Source organism: Labrenzia sp. ATLA3 (assembly GCF_057180185.1).
The window spans coordinates 219,565-239,347 of the sequence record NZ_JBXUKV010000005.1 but is presented as its reverse complement, the minus strand read 5'-3'; the positions used below and the strand labels follow the sequence as shown (position 1 = coordinate 239,347).

The 19,783-nt window shown below is 58.0% G+C and carries 18 protein-coding genes; 11 read left to right on the top strand and 7 right to left on the bottom strand.

The window, feature by feature from the left end; all coding sequences use genetic code 11:
* The 6 genes from AC2A6O_RS15310 to AC2A6O_RS15285 all read left to right on the top strand — a co-directional run bounded on the left by AC2A6O_RS15310 (nt 1) and on the right by AC2A6O_RS15285 (nt 6,656).
* Entirely contained in the window at nt 1-1,302 is a 1,302-nt protein-coding gene (locus AC2A6O_RS15310; RefSeq protein WP_498928306.1) for a TRAP transporter large permease, read from the top strand.
* An 18-nt stretch (nt 1,303-1,320) separates the two neighbouring features.
* Nucleotides 1,321-2,331, top strand: a complete 1,011-nt coding sequence (locus AC2A6O_RS15305) for a TRAP transporter substrate-binding protein (RefSeq protein ID WP_498928304.1) — start codon at nt 1,321-1,323, stop codon at nt 2,329-2,331.
* Between the two features lie 173 nt (nt 2,332-2,504).
* Nucleotides 2,505-3,485 carry a VOC family protein gene (locus AC2A6O_RS15300; protein WP_148584014.1) on the top strand — a complete coding sequence of 327 codons (981 nt, stop codon included), beginning with the start codon at nt 2,505-2,507 and terminating at the stop codon, nt 3,483-3,485.
* 2 nt (nt 3,486-3,487) lie between these two features.
* Nucleotides 3,488-4,981 (top strand): bifunctional 3-(3-hydroxy-phenyl)propionate/3-hydroxycinnamic acid hydroxylase MhpA, encoded by a 1,494-nt coding sequence (mhpA, locus tag AC2A6O_RS15295; RefSeq protein WP_498928302.1) that lies wholly within the window; start codon nt 3,488-3,490, stop codon nt 4,979-4,981.
* Nucleotides 4,982-4,985: 4 nt separating this feature from the next.
* Nucleotides 4,986-5,828: a fumarylacetoacetate hydrolase family protein gene (locus tag AC2A6O_RS15290; protein WP_498928300.1), complete on the top strand. Its 843-nt coding sequence runs from the start codon at nt 4,986-4,988 to the stop codon at nt 5,826-5,828.
* A 36-nt stretch (nt 5,829-5,864) separates the two neighbouring features.
* Nucleotides 5,865-6,656 (top strand): DNA-binding transcriptional regulator, encoded by a 792-nt coding sequence (locus AC2A6O_RS15285; protein WP_498928298.1) that lies wholly within the window; start codon nt 5,865-5,867, stop codon nt 6,654-6,656.
* A 143-nt stretch (nt 6,657-6,799) separates the two neighbouring features.
* Here AC2A6O_RS15285 and AC2A6O_RS15280 read toward each other — a convergent pair whose 3' ends face one another.
* Both AC2A6O_RS15280 and AC2A6O_RS15275 read right to left on the bottom strand, forming a co-directional pair.
* Complete coding sequence (locus AC2A6O_RS15280) at nt 6,800-7,540, bottom strand: carbonic anhydrase (RefSeq protein ID WP_498928296.1); 741 nt, start codon at nt 7,538-7,540, stop codon at nt 6,800-6,802.
* 421 nt (nt 7,541-7,961) lie between these two features.
* Nucleotides 7,962-8,438 (bottom strand): Lrp/AsnC family transcriptional regulator, encoded by a 477-nt coding sequence (locus tag AC2A6O_RS15275; RefSeq protein ID WP_148584009.1) that lies wholly within the window; start codon nt 8,436-8,438, stop codon nt 7,962-7,964.
* A 140-nt stretch (nt 8,439-8,578) separates the two neighbouring features.
* Between AC2A6O_RS15275 and AC2A6O_RS15270 the strand changes: the two genes are divergently transcribed.
* Nucleotides 8,579-9,616: a zinc-dependent alcohol dehydrogenase family protein gene (locus tag AC2A6O_RS15270; RefSeq protein ID WP_498928293.1), complete on the top strand. Its 1,038-nt coding sequence runs from the start codon at nt 8,579-8,581 to the stop codon at nt 9,614-9,616.
* A 131-nt stretch (nt 9,617-9,747) separates the two neighbouring features.
* Nucleotides 9,748-10,959 (top strand): aromatic amino acid transaminase, encoded by a 1,212-nt coding sequence (locus AC2A6O_RS15265; RefSeq protein ID WP_498928292.1) that lies wholly within the window; start codon nt 9,748-9,750, stop codon nt 10,957-10,959.
* Between the two features lie 76 nt (nt 10,960-11,035).
* Here the strand turns inward: AC2A6O_RS15265 and AC2A6O_RS15260 are convergent, their stop codons facing one another.
* A complete protein-coding gene (locus AC2A6O_RS15260) occupies nt 11,036-12,652 on the bottom strand; it encodes an EAL domain-containing protein (protein WP_498928290.1) in 1,617 nt (538 codons plus the stop codon).
* Nucleotides 12,653-13,292: 640 nt separating this feature from the next.
* Nucleotides 13,293-14,519 (bottom strand): serine hydrolase domain-containing protein, encoded by a 1,227-nt coding sequence (locus AC2A6O_RS15255; protein WP_498928288.1) that lies wholly within the window; start codon nt 14,517-14,519, stop codon nt 13,293-13,295.
* A 158-nt stretch (nt 14,520-14,677) separates the two neighbouring features.
* Here AC2A6O_RS15255 and AC2A6O_RS15250 point away from each other — a divergent pair, with 158 nt between their 5' ends.
* From AC2A6O_RS15250 to AC2A6O_RS15240, 3 genes are all read left to right on the top strand, one after another.
* Nucleotides 14,678-15,571, top strand: a complete 894-nt coding sequence (locus AC2A6O_RS15250; protein ID WP_498928286.1) for a LysR family transcriptional regulator — start codon at nt 14,678-14,680, stop codon at nt 15,569-15,571.
* A gap of 221 nt (nt 15,572-15,792) precedes the next feature.
* Nucleotides 15,793-16,215 (top strand): hypothetical protein, encoded by a 423-nt coding sequence (locus AC2A6O_RS15245; protein WP_498928284.1) that lies wholly within the window; start codon nt 15,793-15,795, stop codon nt 16,213-16,215.
* Nucleotides 16,216-16,222: 7 nt separating this feature from the next.
* Complete coding sequence (locus AC2A6O_RS15240) at nt 16,223-16,702, top strand: DUF6636 domain-containing protein (protein ID WP_498928282.1); 480 nt, start codon at nt 16,223-16,225, stop codon at nt 16,700-16,702.
* A 29-nt stretch (nt 16,703-16,731) separates the two neighbouring features.
* On the opposite strand, the gene AC2A6O_RS15235 is transcribed toward AC2A6O_RS15240, so the two are convergent.
* The 3 genes from AC2A6O_RS15235 to AC2A6O_RS15225 all read right to left on the bottom strand — a co-directional run bounded on the left by AC2A6O_RS15235 (nt 16,732) and on the right by AC2A6O_RS15225 (nt 19,657).
* A complete protein-coding gene (locus AC2A6O_RS15235; protein WP_209001066.1) occupies nt 16,732-17,736 on the bottom strand; it encodes a LacI family DNA-binding transcriptional regulator in 1,005 nt (334 codons plus the stop codon).
* Nucleotides 17,737-17,907: 171 nt separating this feature from the next.
* Nucleotides 17,908-18,903 (bottom strand): ABC transporter permease, encoded by a 996-nt coding sequence (locus AC2A6O_RS15230; RefSeq protein ID WP_148584001.1) that lies wholly within the window; start codon nt 18,901-18,903, stop codon nt 17,908-17,910.
* Between the two features lie 13 nt (nt 18,904-18,916).
* On the bottom strand, nt 18,917-19,657 hold the full coding sequence (locus AC2A6O_RS15225; protein ID WP_498928279.1) for an ATP-binding cassette domain-containing protein: 741 nt from the start codon (nt 19,655-19,657) through the stop codon (nt 18,917-18,919).
* Nucleotides 19,658-19,783 lie beyond the last annotated feature (126 nt).

Sequence of the window (19,783 nt, the reverse complement as noted above, 5' to 3'; positions counted from 1 at the left end):
ATGGACGGTCTTCTGCTCGGCGGGCTGGGCTTCGGCGCCGCCATCATCATGATTTTTCTCGAGATTCCGGTCGCTGTCGCCCTTGGCCTCGTCGGTCTTCTGGGCGCTGCGATGATCATCGGTTTCGCCGGCACCATGACGATTGGCGCGACCACGGTCTGGGACAGCGTGACCAACTACACGCTGACCATGCTGCCGCTGTTCGTCCTGATGGGCAATCTGGCGGCGCACAGCGGCTTGTCGGCGAAGCTCTACCAGTCCATGTCGGTGTTGTTCGGTCATCGCCGGGGCGGACTGGCGCTCGCGACCATAGGCGCCTCTGCCGGTTTCGGCATGATCTCCGGCTCGTCCCTCGCCACCACCGCCACCATGGGCCGCATCGCCATGCCCCAGATGCGGCAAGCGGGCTATTCGAAATCGCTTTCGGCGGGGGCTGTCGCAGCTGGTGGCACGCTCGGCATCCTGATCCCTCCGTCGACGGTTCTGGTGATATATGCATTCATCGCCGAACAGTCGATCCGCGAGCTCCTGCTTGCAACGACCGGCCCCATCTTTCTGGCAATCCTTCTTTATTGTCTGGCAATCTGGGTTCCGATCTGGGCCGGCTGGTCGACAGCGCCCCGGCACGAACGGGCCAACCGCGCCGAACGCCGGGCAGCGCTCCGGGAGCTACTGCCACCGCTGGCGATCTTTGGCCTGATCATGGGCGGCCTCTACAGCGGCGTCTTCACGGCCAACGAAACGGCGGCCATCGGCGCAGCCCTGGTTCTGGCCTACGGGTTCCTGTCGCGCAGATTGTCGCCGAGCGGATTTCTCGAGGCCGTCAGAGATACGGCACTGACCTGCGGCGCACTGTATCTGGTCATGATCGGGGCCAATCTGTTCAACTTCTTCCTCGCGCTGTCGGGTCTGCCGTTTGCATTGACCGGCATGTTCTCAGGCATCATCGATCAGCCGCTCCTCGTCATTCTTCTGATGCTGGCGATCTACCTTGTGCTCGGGACGCTCATGGACAGTCTCGCCATGCTGCTTCTCACGGTGCCGCTCTTTGTTCCAGTCGCACAGGCCGCCGGGATCGACCTCGTCTGGTTCGGCATATTCGCGGTGATGGTGGTGGAAATGGGTCTCATCACACCACCGGTCGGCATGAACCTGTTCGTCCTCAAGACCGTGTCCCCCGACATCCGGTTGACAGAGCTCTGGAAAGGCGCGGCGCCTTTCGTCACTGCCGATTTCATCCGCGTTGCCATCATCATTGCCGTTCCGGCGATCGTGCTCTGGCTGCCACTCAACGCCAAGTGACTTCAAAGGGAGGATTTCATGTTCAAAAAACTGCTTAAAACCACGGCCATCGCGCTCTTCTGCGCATCGTCGCTGACCGCAACATTCGCGCAAGCCCGCGAGATGCGCGTCTCGTCTTTCGAACCGGCGCAGGGCTTCTATTCCGCCAAGATCCTTCAGCCCTGGATCGACAAGGTCAACACCAAGCTTTCCGACGGTACGGCATTCAAGCTGTACCCCGGTTCGATCCTGGGCGCTCCGCCCGCACAGGCAGATCTGTTGAAAGCAGGTGTCGCGGATGTGGCGCTGGTGGTGCCGACCTATACACCCGGCGTCTTTCCACTGACAGGCGTCGTTGAGGTGCCCGGCATTGTCAGCAATAGCGCGGTGGGAGCGGATATTCTCAATTCGCTGCTCGAGGACGGCAGCCTCGCCGGGGAATATGCGGACTATAAGGTCATCGCGCTGTTCACAACGCCTGCGTACCGCTTTTTCATGGCGAGTGGACCAGTCAGTGACCCCGCTCAGCTTTCCGGGCTCAAGCTGCGCTCTCCGTCGAAGTTCGGCTCCGAGCTCTTCGATATGGTGGGTGCCGCTGGTGTCGGCCTTCCCGCGCCTCAGGTCTACGAAGGTCTGGAACGTGGTGTGGTCTCAGGCGCCGTCTGGGTGATGGATGCCTACCGCACCTTCCGCCTCAACGAGGTTGCTCCGAACATCACCACCACCGGCTTCATCGCCTCGCCCATGGCAATCCTGATGAACAAGACCACCTATGACAGCCTGTCCGACGCCGACAAGGCCGTTGTCGACGAGATGTCGGGTCGTGCAACAGCGGAATGGATTGCCTCGGTCGTCGATACGACAGATGCCGAGATCGAAAAGAGCTTCCGGGAGAACGGCGACGTCAATTTCGTCGATCTGGACGATGCGGGCCTGGCCGCCTGGGACGAGGCATTCTCGGGCGCGGCACAAGCCTGGGTAAACGGTCAACCGGATGCGGATACCGCTGCAGCAACGCTCGAGCGTGCGAAGGAAATCGCCGGAGAATGAGCCGGCCCGTGTCATCCGCGCCAATGCGGCAGGAATGACCGGTCTCGTTCATCCAGCGGACGGACAGGTGGCCCACTGCCTGTCCGTCCAACGGACGGCACTCAATCTCACCTGGGTGCGGACCGTCCGCGGCGCCTAAACTGTGTCATCGCTAATTCAACAGGAAAACGACCATGGCAATCAATGCACTGGGCTATCTCGGTGTGCGCTCCGACAGGCTGGATGACTGGAGCGACTTTGCCGGCAAGCTGCTCGGAATGCAGACGATCGACCGCGGCAACAAGGCGCTCGCCTTTCGCATGGACGACCGGATGCAACGCCTGCTCGTGTCGGACGAAGACGGCGACACCCTCGCCTTCATGGGCTGGGAGGTCGAGAATGCGGACGACCTACAGACCTATGCCGGCCGGCTTGAACGGTCGGGCGTCCGGGTGACCCTCGGCTCAAAAGCGCTGTGCGACCGGCGTTTCGTCGAAAACCTGATCGCCTTCGAAGATCCGATGGGCAACCGCATCGAACTGTTTCACAACCCGATGATCGCATCGGACCCTTTCCGTCCGGGGCGGCCGATAGACGGCTTTATGACAGGCCCCCTGGGAATGGGGCACGCCGTGCTGCACGTGAAGAACATCGACGTCATGCTGCCTTTCTACCGGGACCTTCTGGACTTCCAGGTCTCGGACTACGGCCTTCAGCCTTACGGGCTCTACTTCTTCCATGTGAACGAACGCCATCATTCCTTCGCAATGGTCGGATCGGGACAGGCCGGCTTTCATCACTTCATGGTCGAATTCCAGAACCTCGATGACGTCGGTCAGGGCTACGACCTTGCCCAACTGGACGAGGGCCGCGTCGCCTACACGCTCGGCCGGCACACCAACGACTACATGACCTCCTTCTACGCCAACTCGCCATCGGGCTTTTTCGTGGAAAACGGCTGGGGCGGCCGGTTGATCGACCCCGCCACCTGGGAACCGCACGAGACCCACGACGGGCCAAGCTTCTGGGGTCACGAGCGCCTCTATCTGACCGAGGAAGGCGGGCGCAAACGCCTGCGCGACATGCGCCTTGAAGCCGCACAGGCCGGCCGCCGCTCGCCACCCGTTGTGGAGTGCCCGTGGCTTTACGGCGAACTTGCAAAACAGGGGAAATAACCATGGAGCATTTCGATGTCGCCATTGTCGGCTATGGGCCGGCAGGGGCAACGCTCGCGCATCTTCTCGGCGCATGCGGGCTGAAAACGCTCGTTCTCGAACGGGAAAGCGCACACTATCACCTGCCGCGTGCGGTGCATTTCGATGCCGAGGTGATGCGCGTCTTCCAGTGGATCGGCATCGCCGAAGAGATGGAAGAAAAGACCCATCCCCATCCGGGCATGCGCTTTGTCGACCCGCAGGGCAAACTGCTGCTCGACTGGCCGCGGCCACAGGGCGAGGGACCACAGGGCTGGCGAGCGAACTACCGCTTCCACCAGCCTGACCTCGAAGAACTCCTGCGCGACCATATGGCCCGGCGTCAGAGCGTCGTGGTGCGCAGCCGCTGCGAGGTGTTCCACGTAGAGGACAAGGGCGAGCGGGTCCAGCTGCGCTACGAGGACATGAGCTGCGGCAGCATCGAACGGATTTCGGCGCAATATGTCGTCGGCTGCGACGGAGCGCGCTCTCTCATCCGCCGCTATATCGAAAGCGGCATGGAGGACTTTGGTTTTCATGAACGCTGGCTCGTCGTCGATGTGATCCTGAAGACCGAAAAACCGGAACTTGGTGATCATTCGATCCAGTATTGCCGGCCCGAAAGACCGGCGACTTACGTGCGTACGCCGGGAAAGCGTCGCCGTTGGGAAATTACCGTGCGTCCCGAAGAGGACAGCGCGCAGATCACGAAGCCGGAAAACGTCTGGGCGCTTTTGTCCGACTGGATCACGCCGGACGAAGCAGATCTCGAACGCACCGCGGTCTATGTCTTCCATTCCCTCGTTGCGAAAGACTGGCGCAAGGGACGGCTTCTGCTGGCTGGTGACGCCTGCCATCAGACGCCGCCCTTCATGGGCCAGGGAATGTGTGCAGGCACGCGCGATGTCGCCAATCTCTTCTGGAAGCTTGCGCTCGTCTGCAAGGGCAAGGTCACGGGCAGCGACGCCGAACGGCTGCTGGACAGCTACGAGAGCGAACGAAAGCCGAATGCCCGCGAATACATCCAGACGGCCGTGCGTCTAGGCGGCTTGATCAACACTGCCGGAACGCAAGAAGCACTTCGCGCCGCCCTGCCCGCGCGTGACGGGTCCGCCCGCATGGAAAGCATTGCCCCTCCTCTTGGCCAGGGCCTTGGCCAGGGTGACAAGGCGGGCCGCCTCTTCGGCCAGCCGCGTCTCAACGATGGAAGACTGATGGATGCTGTTTATCCGTATCAGTTCGTCGTGGTCGCCGAGGCCGGGCTTGCCGACGGTCTCACCCTGCCGGACGGTGTCGCACTTGTGACAAGCGAAACCTCGAACGCCGCCGAACATCTCGCGCGCCTTGGTGCACGGGCCACCGTATTGCGGCCCGACCGTCACACACTGGGCGGCGCCGACACCAAAGAAGACCTCGAAGCGCTTTTGGCGCTCGTCCTTCCCAACCCTATCGAAACTCAGCAACCGGAAATGGCCTGACACCATGAAATTCTGTTCTTTCACCAAGGACGGCACGTCCTCCTACGGCCTGGTCACCGACAAGGGTCTCGTCGACCTCGGCCGGCGCTTTGCCGAAAAGTCCCTGCGCGCATTTCTCGCCACAGGCGACATGGCACAAGTTGCCGAACTCGCCTCGGCAAACCCGGACTTCGACCTTCAGGACGTGTCGCTGGATCCCGTCATCCCGAACCCGGACAAGATCATCTGCGTCGGGTTGAACTATCATGCGCACATCACGGAAACGGGCCGTGACGAGACCCCAAACCCGGTGCTGTTCGCACGCTACTCCGGCTCCCAGATCGGACACGGAGCACCGCTGATCAAACCGCTGGAATCCGACATGTTCGATTATGAGGGTGAGGTTGCCGTGATCATCGGCAAGGAGGGCCGGCGCATTCCTGAAGAGGACGCTCTCAGCTACGTTGCTGGCTATTCCTGCTACAACGACGGTTCGGTGCGCGACTGGCAGAAGCATACGCACCAGTTCATGCCCGGCAAGACCTTTGCCGGTACCGGTGGCTTCGGTCCATGGATGGTAACGTCCGATGAGATTCCCGATCCGTCAAAACTGCACCTGCAGACGCGGCTCAATGGCGAAGTGGTCCAGGATACGGACGTCTCGTTGCTGGTCACCTCCATTCCCCGTCTCATTGCCTATTGCTCGACCATCCTGCCGCTTCTCCCTGGTGACGTCATTGTGTCGGGCACGCCGGGGGGGGTTGGCGCCAGGCGGTCTCCGCCCCTTTTCATGAAGGACGGAGACGTTTGCGAGGTCGAAGTGTCCGGCATAGGCGTTCTGTCGAACCCGGTGAAGGCGGAAGTCTGACTTTTTCCCGAGCCCGGCCTGTGCAATGTTTCAGCCATGCTCAGTGAACCGGCCTCGTCCCAAAAAACATCCGGGCCCGTGCGCGCACTCGCGCGCGGGCTTGCCATCCTGCGGTACGTGAACAAGGTGGGCGAAGCGCGCCCGGGCGAGGTGGCGAAGGCACTTGGTCTTCCGCGTCCGACGGTCTACAGGCTTTTGGAGACGCTGGAAGAACTTGGCTATGTCGCGTTTTCCGCAACGTCCAATTACGTCCGGGTGACACGTTTTGCCGCTGCGCTCGGTGACGGCTACGCGCTCACCACGGAAATCACGCAGGCGGCCGGCCCCATCTTCAGCGAATATTCCAGACAGGTTGTCTGGCCACTCGACCTCACGGTCTACAACAATGCTGCAATGGTCATCCAGGAAACGACACATGGCCGGTCGCCACTGTCGATCGACCGCGGCATGACGGGCTATCGCTTGCCGGTGCTGCGAACCTCCACCGGGCGAGCATATATTTCCTTCTGTCCTGAGGAGGAGCGCGCGCTGATCCTGGATCATCTGCGCCGTCTCGGCGATGAGAAGGATGCCCCGTATCTGGAGGAGCGCTGGCTTTCAAGGCTGCTCGAAGAGACCCGCAATCGCGGGATTGCCATAAGAGACAGCGGCGAATTTCGCCAGGAAACCGCTTCCATTGCCGTACCGATCCGCTCGGCCGGCGCTGTTCTTGGCTGCGTCTCGCTCATCTGGATCCGAAGCGCGATGAGCACCCCGGAGGCGCTTGAAAAGTTCGGGCCGCTGGTTCTTGAAATTGCCGAAAGGATTGCTGAGGCGCTGCGCGACTAATCCATGAGCTGTGATTAAGGCGCCGGGCAGGATAGGCGCATTCAAACCCGCGAAGACCCTCTCCAAAACAGGTCATTAAAACCGTCGACCGGACCAGCTGCTCAAGCCGGTCCGGTCGGATTGGTCAGGAAATGCCTGAAAGATTATTGTTCAAGGATAAACCGGCGGCCGATTTCCTGCAGCGGCCGGGCGTTCATCTGGTAGATGTCCTGAAATTTCTTGATTTCGGCATCGGAAACCTTCAGCGGCTCTTTCATGATCGTCCAGACGACCGTCTGTGAGCAGGGAGGAGTCGTGAGCGAGCCCTCGTAGCGGAAGAAGCTGTCTTTTTTGCCCAGCAGAGACGCCGGGTCTTCCTTGCCGATTTCAGCGGAACCGCCTTCCTTTGCGGGCGCGGCATCCATGACCGCATCGAACAGGGTGTTGTCACCGCCCCCTTCGATCATCGCGCCGATAACGGCGAATTCACCGTCGTCCGCAACATTCACGAAGTGGACTTCCATCGGAAACCGCTTGCCGTCGATTGCATGTTCCGAAGGCGTGTGGAAATGGAATTGCGCGAGCTTATAGTCTTTCCCGTCAAGAACCATGTAGCCTGCATCGTCCGAGTTTGCCTGGATGCTGTGGCCGTTGTTGACGACGGTCCAATCGGCATCCTTGTTCCAATGAAATTCGATATCAGCCGGATCTGCCTTGATTGCATGGGTGAGGTCCACCGGGGACTGTTCCATCCCGGCTTCACAGGCTTCGAATTTCTCTGAAAGGTCGCCCCAATGCGTCGGGCCGGTCGCACCCTCATACGACCAGTGGTGAGGCGCCGCAGCCATAGCAGACGATGTGAGAGCGATGGCGGCTACAGCCGTCACGAGAAAGCGAATTTTCATGAGTTACTCCATTCCACCCAGCGCGGCATCCACCGTCGCGCCTTCTGGGTGACCAATGACTTAGGTATTTTTCCTACGGAGCGGTAATTAAATATATGTAATGAAACTATTGGGTGTAATCTCTGAACGCCCTCCCTTTATGCGTAAACATGAAGTATTTGTACCGTGAGCGTGAGATCCAGAACAATTTTTACTTGAAAAACAGATCCCAAAATGGTTAACGAACCATCCGTTCGCTGAATCTTCATTAACTTTCACCGTAGATCTAAGATTTTTTCTACTTCAACTTGAAATAGTCACTTTCAATGCCCTGTTACAAACGCTTGATCATCTGGGGCACTGGATCGGGAGCGCTCTTTCAACAGCCAAATCTCAAGACACGGTCGGCGGCAAACCTCGGGCGGGCCTTGTGTCATCACCGCTACACAGCGGATGGCGTGATCGGCAGTTTGCTGGACGCTTTCATCTCTTTCAGCGAGAGGTTGGAGCGAATACTGGTAACACCTGGAAGGCGGCGCAGCGTGCTGTCGACAAAGGAGCTGTAATCGTCCAGGTCCCGCGCGACGACGATCAGCAGGAAATCGTCCGCCCCTGTCGTGTTGTGACAGGCGAGGATGCTCGGGGTTGTCTCTACAATCCGTTGAAATTCAGCCGTAGCGGCCTGATCATGTTTTGAACAGCGCAACTGCACAAAAGCCATGACACCCAGCCCCAGCTTGCGGCGGTTCAAGTTGGCCTGATAGCCATCTATGAAACCGGCTTCCTCCAGCCGTTTCAGGCGGCGCCAGCAGGGCGTTTCACTCATACCCAGCTTTTCAGACAGCTTTGCGTTGGTCATCCGGCCATCCTCTTGCAGCAGGGAAAGGATCTGGGCGTTGGCGGCATCGATGTCAGACAAGGGCAGATTCCTCTTGAAAGAGGGAGAAACTGAGGTTTTCCTGACCTGAAATATGCGGAACTGCGCGGGATTAGCAAAGTTTTTTCCACTTTTCCATCTATGATTCCCGGAGATTAACGACGAAACCGAAAGACCCTGCCATGAAGGCCGTGCTGTTTGAAAAGTTCCAGAAAGCGCCCAAGCTGGTCACCGTGGATGACCCGAGCCCCGAGGCGCATGGCGTCGTATTGAAGGTTGCAGCAACTGGTGTTTGCCGAAGCGACTGGCATGGATGGATGGGACATGACAGCGATATCGAGCTGCCGCATGTGCCCGGCCATGAACTGGCGGGTGTGATTGAAGCGGTGGGTAAAGACGTCACCAACTGGAGGGTTGGCGACAAGGTAACCGTTCCTTTCATCTGCGGCTGCGGAAGCTGTCCCGAATGTCACGCCGGGCACCAGCAGGTTTGCCTCCACCAGGAACAGCCCGGCTTCACCCACTGGGGGTCGTTCGCCGAATTTGTCGGCATTCATCAGGCCGACCTGAACCTTGTGGCGCTGCCGGAGAGCATGGACTTTGCAACCGCAGCCAGCCTCGGGTGCCGGTTCGCGACGTCCTTTCGCGCCGTGATCGATCAGGGCAAGGTCAGCGCGGGCCAGTGGGTGGCCGTGCATGGCTGCGGCGGCGTGGGGTTGTCGGCTGTCATGATCGCGGCGGCCGCCGGGGCCAACGTTATCGGGGTGGATCTCGCACCCGCCAAGCTGAAACTCGCGCAGGACCTCGGTGCTGTGGCGGTCATCAACGGCAGCGAAGCCGATGTGCCGGAGGCCATCAAAGAGATCACTCGGGGCGGTGCCCATGTCTCGCTGGATGCGCTCGGCCATCCGGTGACCATGACCAACTCTATCCTCTGCCTGCGGCCACGCGGGAAACACATCCAGGTCGGGCTGATGCTCGGCGACCATGCCGCACCCGCCATTCCGATGCCCAAGATCGTGGGTCAGGAAATCGAGTTGCTCGGCTCACACGGGATGCAGGCGCATCGCTACGGCGCAATGCTTGACATGGTGGCCAGCGGCAAACTTGATCCTTCGCGGCTGGTTGGCAGCCAGATCAGTTTGGCGGATGCGCCGGAGGCCCTGATGAGCATGGACAGCTTCCAGTCTGTCGGCGCCACGGTCATCACGCGGTTCTGAAGCCCGGGCAGCACTTCCGGCAGCCTGTTGCGAATGCTTCTCTTGCGAGCGTCACCGCCGTTCTGCCGCCCCATTGCAGGGCAATGACTTCCAAGAGATGATCTGCAAGGCAGCGGAGGTTTACCGCAATCATGCCGTCGATTCGGAAAAAGGGTTCAGAAGTGTTCGAGAAGGTTGAGAATTACCCGGTCGATCCCATCATGATTGGAGCGGATTACTTCGCTCAGGATCCGCGCACGGACAAGCTTAACCTGACCGTCGGCATTTACCAGGACGAGCACGGCCAAACTCCGGTTCTGCAGGCTGTAAAAGAAGCGGAGCGGCGGCTGGTTGAGACGCAAACGACCAAGTCTTACCTCGCCCTGACGGGTGACGCAGAATACTGCACGGTTCTGGGGCAGGAAGTTCTGGGCGAAACCTTCGGCAGCGACTGGGTTGCGGCACAGACCTCGGGCGGGGCTGTGGCGTTGCGGGTCATGGCGGATCTTCTGGCGCAGATGCCCGAACCGCCCACGGTCTGGCTGCAAACGCCGACCTACGGCAATTATATCCCCATTCTGACGGCGGCAGGCACCCGATTTACGCAGGTGCCGTATTACGATCCCATCGGGCGCAAGATTACGTTCGATCAGATGCTCGACGGTTTGGCCAACGCCAGAAGCGGCGACGTCTTTCTGATGCAGGGGGTATGCCACAACCCGACAGGTGCGGACATGACGCCAGAGCAGTTTGCTGCTCTGCTTGAGGTGCTGGAGCAGCGGGGCATCATTCCGTGGATCGATCTGGCCTACCTTGGCTTTGATCAGGGTTTCGAGGCTGATGGCTCCGCGGCCCGGCAAATCGCTGAACGCTTTCGCGAATGCATCGTCTGCATCACGCTTTCCAAATCCTTCGGCATCTACCGGGATCGTGCCGGAGCGTTGTTCGTGAAGACCCGAAAAGACGATCGGTCCCGCGTCCACAGAGCCGTATCGGCCATTGTGCGTTCAGGGGCATCTCACGCGCCGGATCATGGCCCGTCCGTGGTGCGCACAATCTTGCAGGATCAAGAACTCAAGGCACTCTGGCTGCAGGAACTTGACCGGATGCGCGCCCGCGTTGCCCGGGTCCGCGCCCAAATCGCGCAAACAGAAATGGATGATTTTGGAACCGGGAACCTTGCCTACCTTGCCGGGCAGCGCGGAATGTTTTCCTTGCTGCCGCTTACGGAGAGCCAGGAAACAGCCCTGACCCGTGATCACGGCATTCATGTCGTCAAGGGAGGCCGGGTGAACGTCGCCCGTCTCGGTTCCGAAGATATCGGCTGGCTTATCAGTGCCGTCCAGGCGGTGACGCAAACCTGAGTCCCAAGGGGGCCGCCGAGCGATCGGCGCAGATACCATTGCAGGCGTCAAGAGACGGTGGAGCCGACAAAAGACCTCAAGCAAAAAATATTTTTTTCCCTTCCATTCGCCCCGATTTCTCCATGGCGGACCTCTCTTCGAAGTCACTGGCCCAATCGAGGAAATCTTCCTGACACATCGGCTTTGAATAAAAATATCCTTGTGCCTTGTGACAGTTGATGGATTTCAGGAACTCTTCCTGCTGTGCCGTTTCAACACCCTCGGCAACGATTTTGATTTGCAGACCGCACCCAAGCCCGACGATGCTGCGGGCAATCGTCGCTGAAGGTGCGTCATCCGGAAGTTTTTTGACGAAGGACTGATCGATCTTCAGATATTGGACCGGCAAATCACTCAGGTAGGCCAAGCAGGAATATCCGGTTCCAAAGTCATCAACCGCAATCGATATTCCAAGGTTGTGCAACGCCCAAATGGTATCGAAACCCGGCTCCCCGCGGCGGACAAGCGCTGTTTCCGTCAACTCGAGCACCAGTTTCTCGGGGGCCAAACCTGTCGTTCCGAGTATGCGCTGGACATTTTCCAGCAAATCAGGCGCCTGCAACTGCACCGGAGAGACATTCACGGAAAGGTTCACATTGGGGTTTTCGAAAAAGGGCCACTTCATCGCATCGATACATGCCCGTTCCAGGACCTGGTATCCAATTTCGATGATTTGACCGCTTTGCTCAGCAACCGGAATGAAATCTGCCGGGGACACAACACCATTTTCCGGATGTATCCATCGGGCGAGTGCTTCCGCACCGACCAGCCTGCCCGTCTCGAATTCAATCTGCGGCTGATAGTAGGTCGCAAATTGCTTGTCAGCCAATGCTTGCTCAATGTCATTGATAACCTGCCTTCTCGCCGGGGGAACGAGTGGCTGCACCTGCTTGTGAGAAAGGAACGGCATCAATTTAAGAAGCACAAAGTAGATCAGACAGAGAATGGCAATCACGGCCAGGGGAACAAAGTACGGATGGATGGTGTTGCGGATGCTGAGATAGGTTATGCCGATCGCCAGAAGAACGACCAAAAAGGCCTGCGCAAAAATGTATTTGGCGCTCGACCCCGCACTGACCATGCGATAGAGCGGCCCCCGGTAGATCGTCCTGGTCAAAACGCCTGAAGCCACGAGAAAGCCGCCGGCATATAAAATCAGAATGGCAACCTTCGAGCCGGGAGCGGCTTGCACAACGCCCAACAGACTGGCGCCAAACAACAGGATCGCCAGCACTGCGCTTACCTGTGCAGCCACCGGCTTCTGGATCGAGACAAGAATTGCGGCGATTGCCAGAAGGCAAACAATGGTGGAGTTGGTCAATATCCAGAAACTGCTCATCAAGCCTGCTAGGCCAAGCAGCGGTTTCATCATGGCGATAAGCAAGCTGACGGTCGCGATTGCCAGAGGAAGTCGCTTCGACCGAAAGGGCCTGCGAGACAAAAACAGTGAAAGTCCCGTCAGCAAGATGCTGATTGAATTGACAGGTGGCGTGGCCGCCGTCTCAAAAATCGCATAGATATTCAGCCAGCTTAAACCAAACAGGATTGTTGAAAAAGCAGCCAGAAGAGTTCCCAAAATTGCGACTTTTGGAGAATATTCTACGAGAAGGCGGATAACACCTCGGGACCCTTGTTTTTTTCTTTGTGCCGTCACCTAATTCTATCCTGCACACCGGACCGCCATTCCAAGACACGCCACAGAAAGACGAACGTCGGGTAGATCGATCCGGTCAATTAATCGATTAGCTTTATCACGAAAGCATTAAATAAAGTACAATTCATGTCACAATTCCCGTGATTCCATGTCCAACTACAAGAAAAAGTGAAAAATGTCACTTCGCTCAAATCAGGCCAGCTTCAAACTGCAGATAACTCTGAGGAATAGTCGCTCTAAGTACTATCTTTAGCCTGAATTGACGCTAACAAGTCACCTGTTTCATGTCATTCCGCGGTCAGAAATAGCTTTTCTCGCTTGAGAATACTTACACCAGCATAACCAATGATGAATGACCGTCGTTAGAACAACTCACGATATGCTTCAAGCATGCCGCTAGGTCAACTCTAATTTCGAAAACTGACGCATGAAGCACCGATTTACAACAAATACAGAGAACCGTCGGTCGCGCATCTACGGAAGTTTTATTAAAATTATTTTGAATAAGCAGGAATCGCGCGACAGAGGCCAAAATTGCAAAAACCTCTGAAAACCTTCGAACCGCACCACGGGAAAGCAGTGCGGTTCGGTGGTCACGCGGGAGAAAACACCGCGCATTTTTACATGTTCAACGGGCGTTTCAGTTTTCCAGACGGTCCGTGATTTGGCTGAACAGTTCCATATTCTCTTTGTCATGGCCTACCGGCTCGGCCGTATGACTGGCCTTTGCGATCACCAGATTGTTGGCCGGATCGACGTAGATAAACTGATGGTAAAGCCCGATCGCCGAATACGCGTCCGACCCAGGCACCGTCCACCACTGATACTGGTAGCCAAAATCCTCGCCCGGACCTGTCGGTTCCGAGCCCTCATCGGGAACTGTGGCCTCCTTCACCCAGTCCGCGGACACGATCTGCTTGCCGTCCGCAAGGCCATTGTTCAGAAACATCAGACCGAAACGGGCATGATCCCGGGCCGTCGCAGCAAGGCCGGCGCCGAAGAACTCCCTGCCGACGGAAGGCGGCCCGTCCATGATCCAATAGGCGTCGTTTTCCATTCCGGCAGGCTTCCAAAGCTTCTCGGACATGTACTGCGCCCCGGTCATGCCAACCGCTTTCTCCAGCACACAGCCGAGAACGCTCGTGTCGAGCGTGGCATAGTTGAACGCAGATCCTGGCGTGTCTGGGCCTGGCCTGGATTCATTTGCCGCGTAATCGCACCAGCGATACTTGTATGCGACAAGTGAATTGTCGTGGACTTTTGTCAGCTGCGTATCGCTACCGAACTCATAGACCTCGAGCCACTCCACGCCTGAGCGCATACGCAACAGGTCGCGAAGCGTCGGACCGTCGTAGCCACTCCCCTTCATGTCAGGCAGATAGTCGGTAACCTTGTCGTCCAGGCTTTTGATAGAGCCATCGGCAAGGGCCATGCCGATCAGGGTCGAAACATAGGACTTCGCGACCGAGAACGTAAGAAAACGGGTGTTTTCATCGCTGCCATTCCGGTAGGTCTCGAACACGACATTGCCGTCCTTCACGACGACAAGGGCATTTGTGGAAGTGCTCTCGAGCGCCTCCTCCAGGCTCATTTTTTTGCCGTCGATTTCATACTCCCCTTCCAGGGAGACCGGCTTCGAAGGCAGCGCTTTGGCGTTTTCTCCCGCCTCGACCGTGCGCGTGGCGAACATCTGGTCCATGTGCTGGAATGTCAGAAAATTCAGCGCAGGGTCAAACATGCTGGCACGGCCGTTGATCATTGTCTGAGACAACCAACGTGTGTCGTCGTCGGCAGACGCGGCTATGGGTTGGCTCAACAGCGCCATCGTCAACACCGCCGAAAATGTCCGAATATTTTTATGAACCACAAGTGCCCTCCTCCAGGCTTCCGATTTTTGTAACGATATGCCTCAGCCTCCGTCTGGCGTGAGACCCGGCGTGCTTTGGCGTTCCAATCAGAGCAGGTTGGCAGGAGCTGTACAGACACATAATGTTGTCTACTGACAACAAAAGGTGGTCATTCAAAGTGAAAACACACCAACTCAAGGCCCTGATAGCGCTTGCCGAAAGCGGTTCAATCCGCGGGGCAGCGCGTGACATGGGCCTGTCCCAGAGCGCATTGACCAAGACGCTGCGCGAACTCGAAACGCAAACGGGGGCTGCTTTGCTCGTCAGGGCCTCCCGGGGGACGCGTTTCACGCCAGCGGGAAAAGTTCTGGTGGACCACGCACGCCTGATCCTCACCTCCATGCGCCGGGCCGAAGAGGAGGTTCGCCGAATTTCGGGGCAAGCGATTGCGACTGCGCGTATCGCGGTTACGCCCGTGGTTGCGGTGACGAAGCTCGGCGGGATCATTCACGAATTTCAACGCCGGCATCCGCAGGGCCAGCTGGACGTTGAAACCGGAACGCTGGGGAATATTGTGCCACGTCTGCTGGATGGACAGCTGGACCTTGCCCTTGGTATCGCAACGCCCGAAGCATTGCCGGCGGATCTGGCGTTCCAGCCCTTCACGGAGGTGACCATCTCGCCTGTCAGTCGCTCGAAACGGTTCGCCAACCGCATTGTTACCTGGGAGGAACTGGCGGGCGAACGCTGGCTCCTCAATCCCTCTCCCGGAAGTGCAGACCAGGTTGCCCTCGATTGGCTGACGCAGAAAAAGATAACACTGGCTCACCCGCCAACCCTGTGCCGCTCCCCCTTTCTCCTGGCCGCCTTGAACCGCTCGACGGATCTCATCGCCTTCTGCCCGCCTCAAATTCTGAATGACTCATTCTGGGGCAGCGGATTGTGCCCGATAGACGTTCCCGACTTGCCTCCCAAGATGCAGCTGGGTGTTCTGACCCGCAGGTACACACCAAACTCGCTGGTGTCCCGCGATATCATCGACATCTCAACCCGCCTGATCGGAAGCATCTGAACTTGTCAAAACGCCCGGCTTGTTGTCCGGGCACAGGCCTTGACCGGCGTGGTGCCTCGGAGTGCCCTGAACGTGGCGGCAAACCGCCTGCCCTGCACTGCTGGAGTGACTTTACACCGAACGACCCAACCAGAAGGTGCAAAAAGTAGGTTAAATTACGCCATAACTTGTGCAAGGGTTTGGGAACAGCTCACTTCTGCAGGTGAAAGGGGAGCCCTGACATGAACAAGAGACAGTGGAATACAGCAACCTTGGGTGTGGCCGCTGTGCTCGTGACCAAAACCTTGATCGCGGGCGATGCCGTCCTGGCTGCGTCCGAAGAGTTTCAGTCTTCGGCACACGAGTTAATAGGCCTTCCCTATGATCAAGCCAGGTCCATTATTTTGACAAACGGTTGGCAGCCTTTCGAGAATCCGGTTGCCGAGGATCTCGCGTTCGTTGCACGCGGCCTTTACGAGGACGGCTATGTCGAGGTTGCGACTTGCTCTCCTGTTGGGGAGGCCCCATGCAAATTGTATTTTCAGGAGCCCGCCGGACGATACCTTGAAGTCATGACAATCGGAGAGTTCCCGCACGTTGCACAGGTGAATATTCTCTCCGCGGGAGAATTTGAGCAAATGCGAATGCTCCTATGGGGAGAGTGAGTTGGATATGATCGACGAAAACGGCTTTACTCAATCGAACGGCAATAGCGTATCTTCGCGTTTTCGCACCATGCTTTTCCTGTCGTCACTCGCTCTGGGCCTATGGTTCACCATCAGCGTCTCATTGGCTGACATCTGGACATTTGAAACACCGTCGGAAAACATCCAGTGCACCGTGGGCGAGGACTTCAATGTTCTGTCTGAAATCACCTGTACGATAATCCAGCGATCTGGCCCGCCCGCGTTGCCGAAACCAGGCGGCTGCAATCTCGATTGGGGACATACTTTTTCCATGAAAGAGAAAGGTCCCGCTGAAATCCTCTGCGTTCAAACGGACAGGACCAAAGGCGGATTTGATAGAGCCGAATACGGCGTGACCGGCGAGTTCGGCGGCTTTATCTGCCACTCCTCACGCAAAGGGTTGAAGTGCAGCAACCAGGATGGTCATGGATTTTTCTTGTCCAGGGCAAAACAGAGCGTTTTTTAGCGTTCCGCGTTGAGTGATCCCCTGGCGCTTCAGTCGTCAGCCGTTGCCTTCACCGAATTGCGCTCGACAAGCGGGCACTCCACCTTGATTTGTGCCGGGCCGGCCTGACGGCCATTGGCATTGTCGAGAAGAAGCTCGAATGCAATTTCGCCCATTTCGTAATGCGGCAGGAGAAGCGTTGACAGCGGCGGGTGCATGCTCTTGGAAATCTCGCGATTGTCGAAGCCTATCACCGCGATATCGTTCGGAACGCGGAGGCCACGTTCCTTCAAGGCATCGTAGCACCCCAGCGCCATAAGGTCGTTGGCGCAGAATATTGCGTCCGGAGGCGTGTCGAGATCAAGGAGAGCATGAGTGTGCTCGTAACCCGAAAGCGGCTCCCAGTTCCCGGGTTTGACCAACTCGCTGTCAAACGGAATATCGTGACTTGAAAGCGCCTGCCGATAGCCCTTGAGCCGGTCTCTGGACGCATCCACCCCCTGCTGCCCGTTGATGAGCCCGATACGACTGTAACCGGCATTAATGAGATGATCCGTCGCGGTACGTCCGCCGAGCACATCGCCCGGAACGACAGACGGCAGGTCACGCTCGGGCCGATAGCAATTCAGCAATACCGTGTGCTGGTCGTCGAAGACCGGCGTCAAATCAACCCGGCGGGTCAGAATTGTTCCATAGACGATCCCCAGCAACGGCATGTGGCTCATCTGCGAGAGGATCATCTTTTCGGTTTCTTCGTCGCCGTGGCTGACCGCAAGGCTGACGTGTATGCCGTATTCGTAGGCCTTGTCCCTGACCCCCTCGAACGCGAGCGCCATCCAGGGATCCGTCGTGATCTCGTCGGCAATGAAAAGAATGTTGGTGCGGTCGCCCATGACCGTTCGGGGGCCGCGGCGCACAAGGTTATAGCCAAGCTGCTTTGCAGCTTCGTTCACCCGTCTGCGCGTCGCATCGCTCAGTTTCGCGCCCGGACTGCCGTTCAGAACGAGTGAAACCGTTGCCTGCGAAACTCCGGCAGTCGCGGCAACATCCATCATCGTAGGACGTCTATTTGTTCCGAGCCGGCGTTTTTTCGACATTAGTTTCCGGTTTTCCTCACCGTTGAAGAAGGTGGCCGCAAAGCCGGCGAATGACTATCCGTATTGCGTTGCAAAATCAACGGTTCCAAGGTTGTCTTCGCCGGCCATGTATCTGGTACTCCAGTGCCTTCAGTCGTTTGTGCTCAAATTTCGGATGCGGTCAAAGGCAACAGCGATAATGATGAAGCAGCCAATGAACATTCCCTGCCAGAAGGTCGAAATACCTAATAGTATCAATGAATTGCGAATGACTTCGATCAACAGGGCCCCTATCACCGCTCCAAGAGCCGTTCCCTGGCCACCCGCAAGATTCGCGCCGCCGATGACGGCGGCGGCGATCACAGTCAATTCCATCGCCTGACCGAGATTTGTGGTCACGCTGCCGAGCCAGCCAGCCATGAGGATGCCTGCAACACCGGCGGTCAGCGCGGAAAACATGTAAATCGAGACCTTGATTCGCTTGACCGGAATGCCCGTGAGCGTCGCCGCCTGCTCGTTGCCGCCGATTGCGAACACATATTGGCCCCACCTCGTCCAGCGGTAGACAACACTCATCAACGCGGCCAAAAAGATGAGAACATAGATCGGATGCGGCAGACCGAGGGTCGAGCCTCCGCCAACCCAAAGAAGCAAATCGTGATCGGGTCCGAATTCCCAGATCATCTTGTTGTTCGATAGCACCATCGCAAGCGAGCGGGCCGCCGACAGCATTCCGAGCGTCACGACAAAGGGTGGCATGCCGACATAGGCGATTAAAAGCCCATTAAGCAATCCCACCCCGGCCGCGGCGGCCAGCGCGGCCAGCGCGGAAATCCAGAACGGATATCCCGACGACATCAGCACACTGATGACCATTGCGGCCAGAACCACCGTAGAGCCGACCGACAGGTCGATGCCACCGGAGGCAATCACGGTCGTCATTCCGATTGCGATGAGGCCGACAAAGGCAAAATTCCGCGTCACATTGAAGAGATTGCGTTGGGTAGCAAAGGAATCCGTCAGCAGCGTGAGCGCAAGACACGCCAGAACGGCGGCTGCAAACACCCAGAAAATCTGGGAACCGAGGATCCGGGAGACCGGAGACCGGTGCTGGCTGAGGTCGATAGCTTGTTCGAGAGTTGTCATCGGAAACTTCTCCTCACGCCGTTTCAATGGCGCCGGTAATCAGGCCGGTCACTTCTTCTGGTGAACTGTCCCTGGCCAGTTTGCTGGCGACCATTTGTCCCCTGCGCAAGACGGCGATGTGGCTGCACACCGCAAAGACATCGGGCATGCGATGGCTGATCAGCACGACGCTGATACCCTGGTCGCTGAGACGGTGGATCAGATCCAGCACCTCCGACACCTGACGCACCGAGATCGCAGCAGTCGGCTCGTCCATCAGCACAATCTTGGCATTCGACAGCAGCGTCCTTGCGATGGCGACGGCCTGGCGCTGCCCTCCCGACATACGTCTGACGAGATCGCGGGGCCGGGTCTCCGACTTCAAAATGGCAAAAAGCTCTGCCGAGCGACTGTGCATGGTGGCGTAGTCAAGAAAGCGAAACCCGGCGAACTGCCGCCTCGGTTCACGGCCGAGAAACACATTGGAAGCTGCCGTCAGGTTGTCGCACAGCGCGAGATCCTGATAGACGACTTCAATTCCCTGCCGCTGCGCATCGCGCGGCTTGTGAAAGTCCACCGTGTCGCCGTCGATGGAAATCGATCCGTGTGTGGGCCTGAAGTTGCCGGCGACAATCTTCACCAGCGTCGACTTGCCCGCACCGTTATCGCCCATCAGCCCCAGCACCTCCCCTGGTGCGACCTCGAGCGAGACATCGCTCAGGGCCTGGATGGCACCAAAACTCTTTGAGATTCCTGTCAGCCGTAGCCTCGACATTCGATCGCTCCTCCCCAATCGGTTTTCGGTCCGGTTCTGCGACCGTTGCCGACCTCGGCAGTCCGGCTGCGGGGATGATCATTCCCATCCCGCCCCCCGCCCACCTGAGACACCGCCGTTCAATCA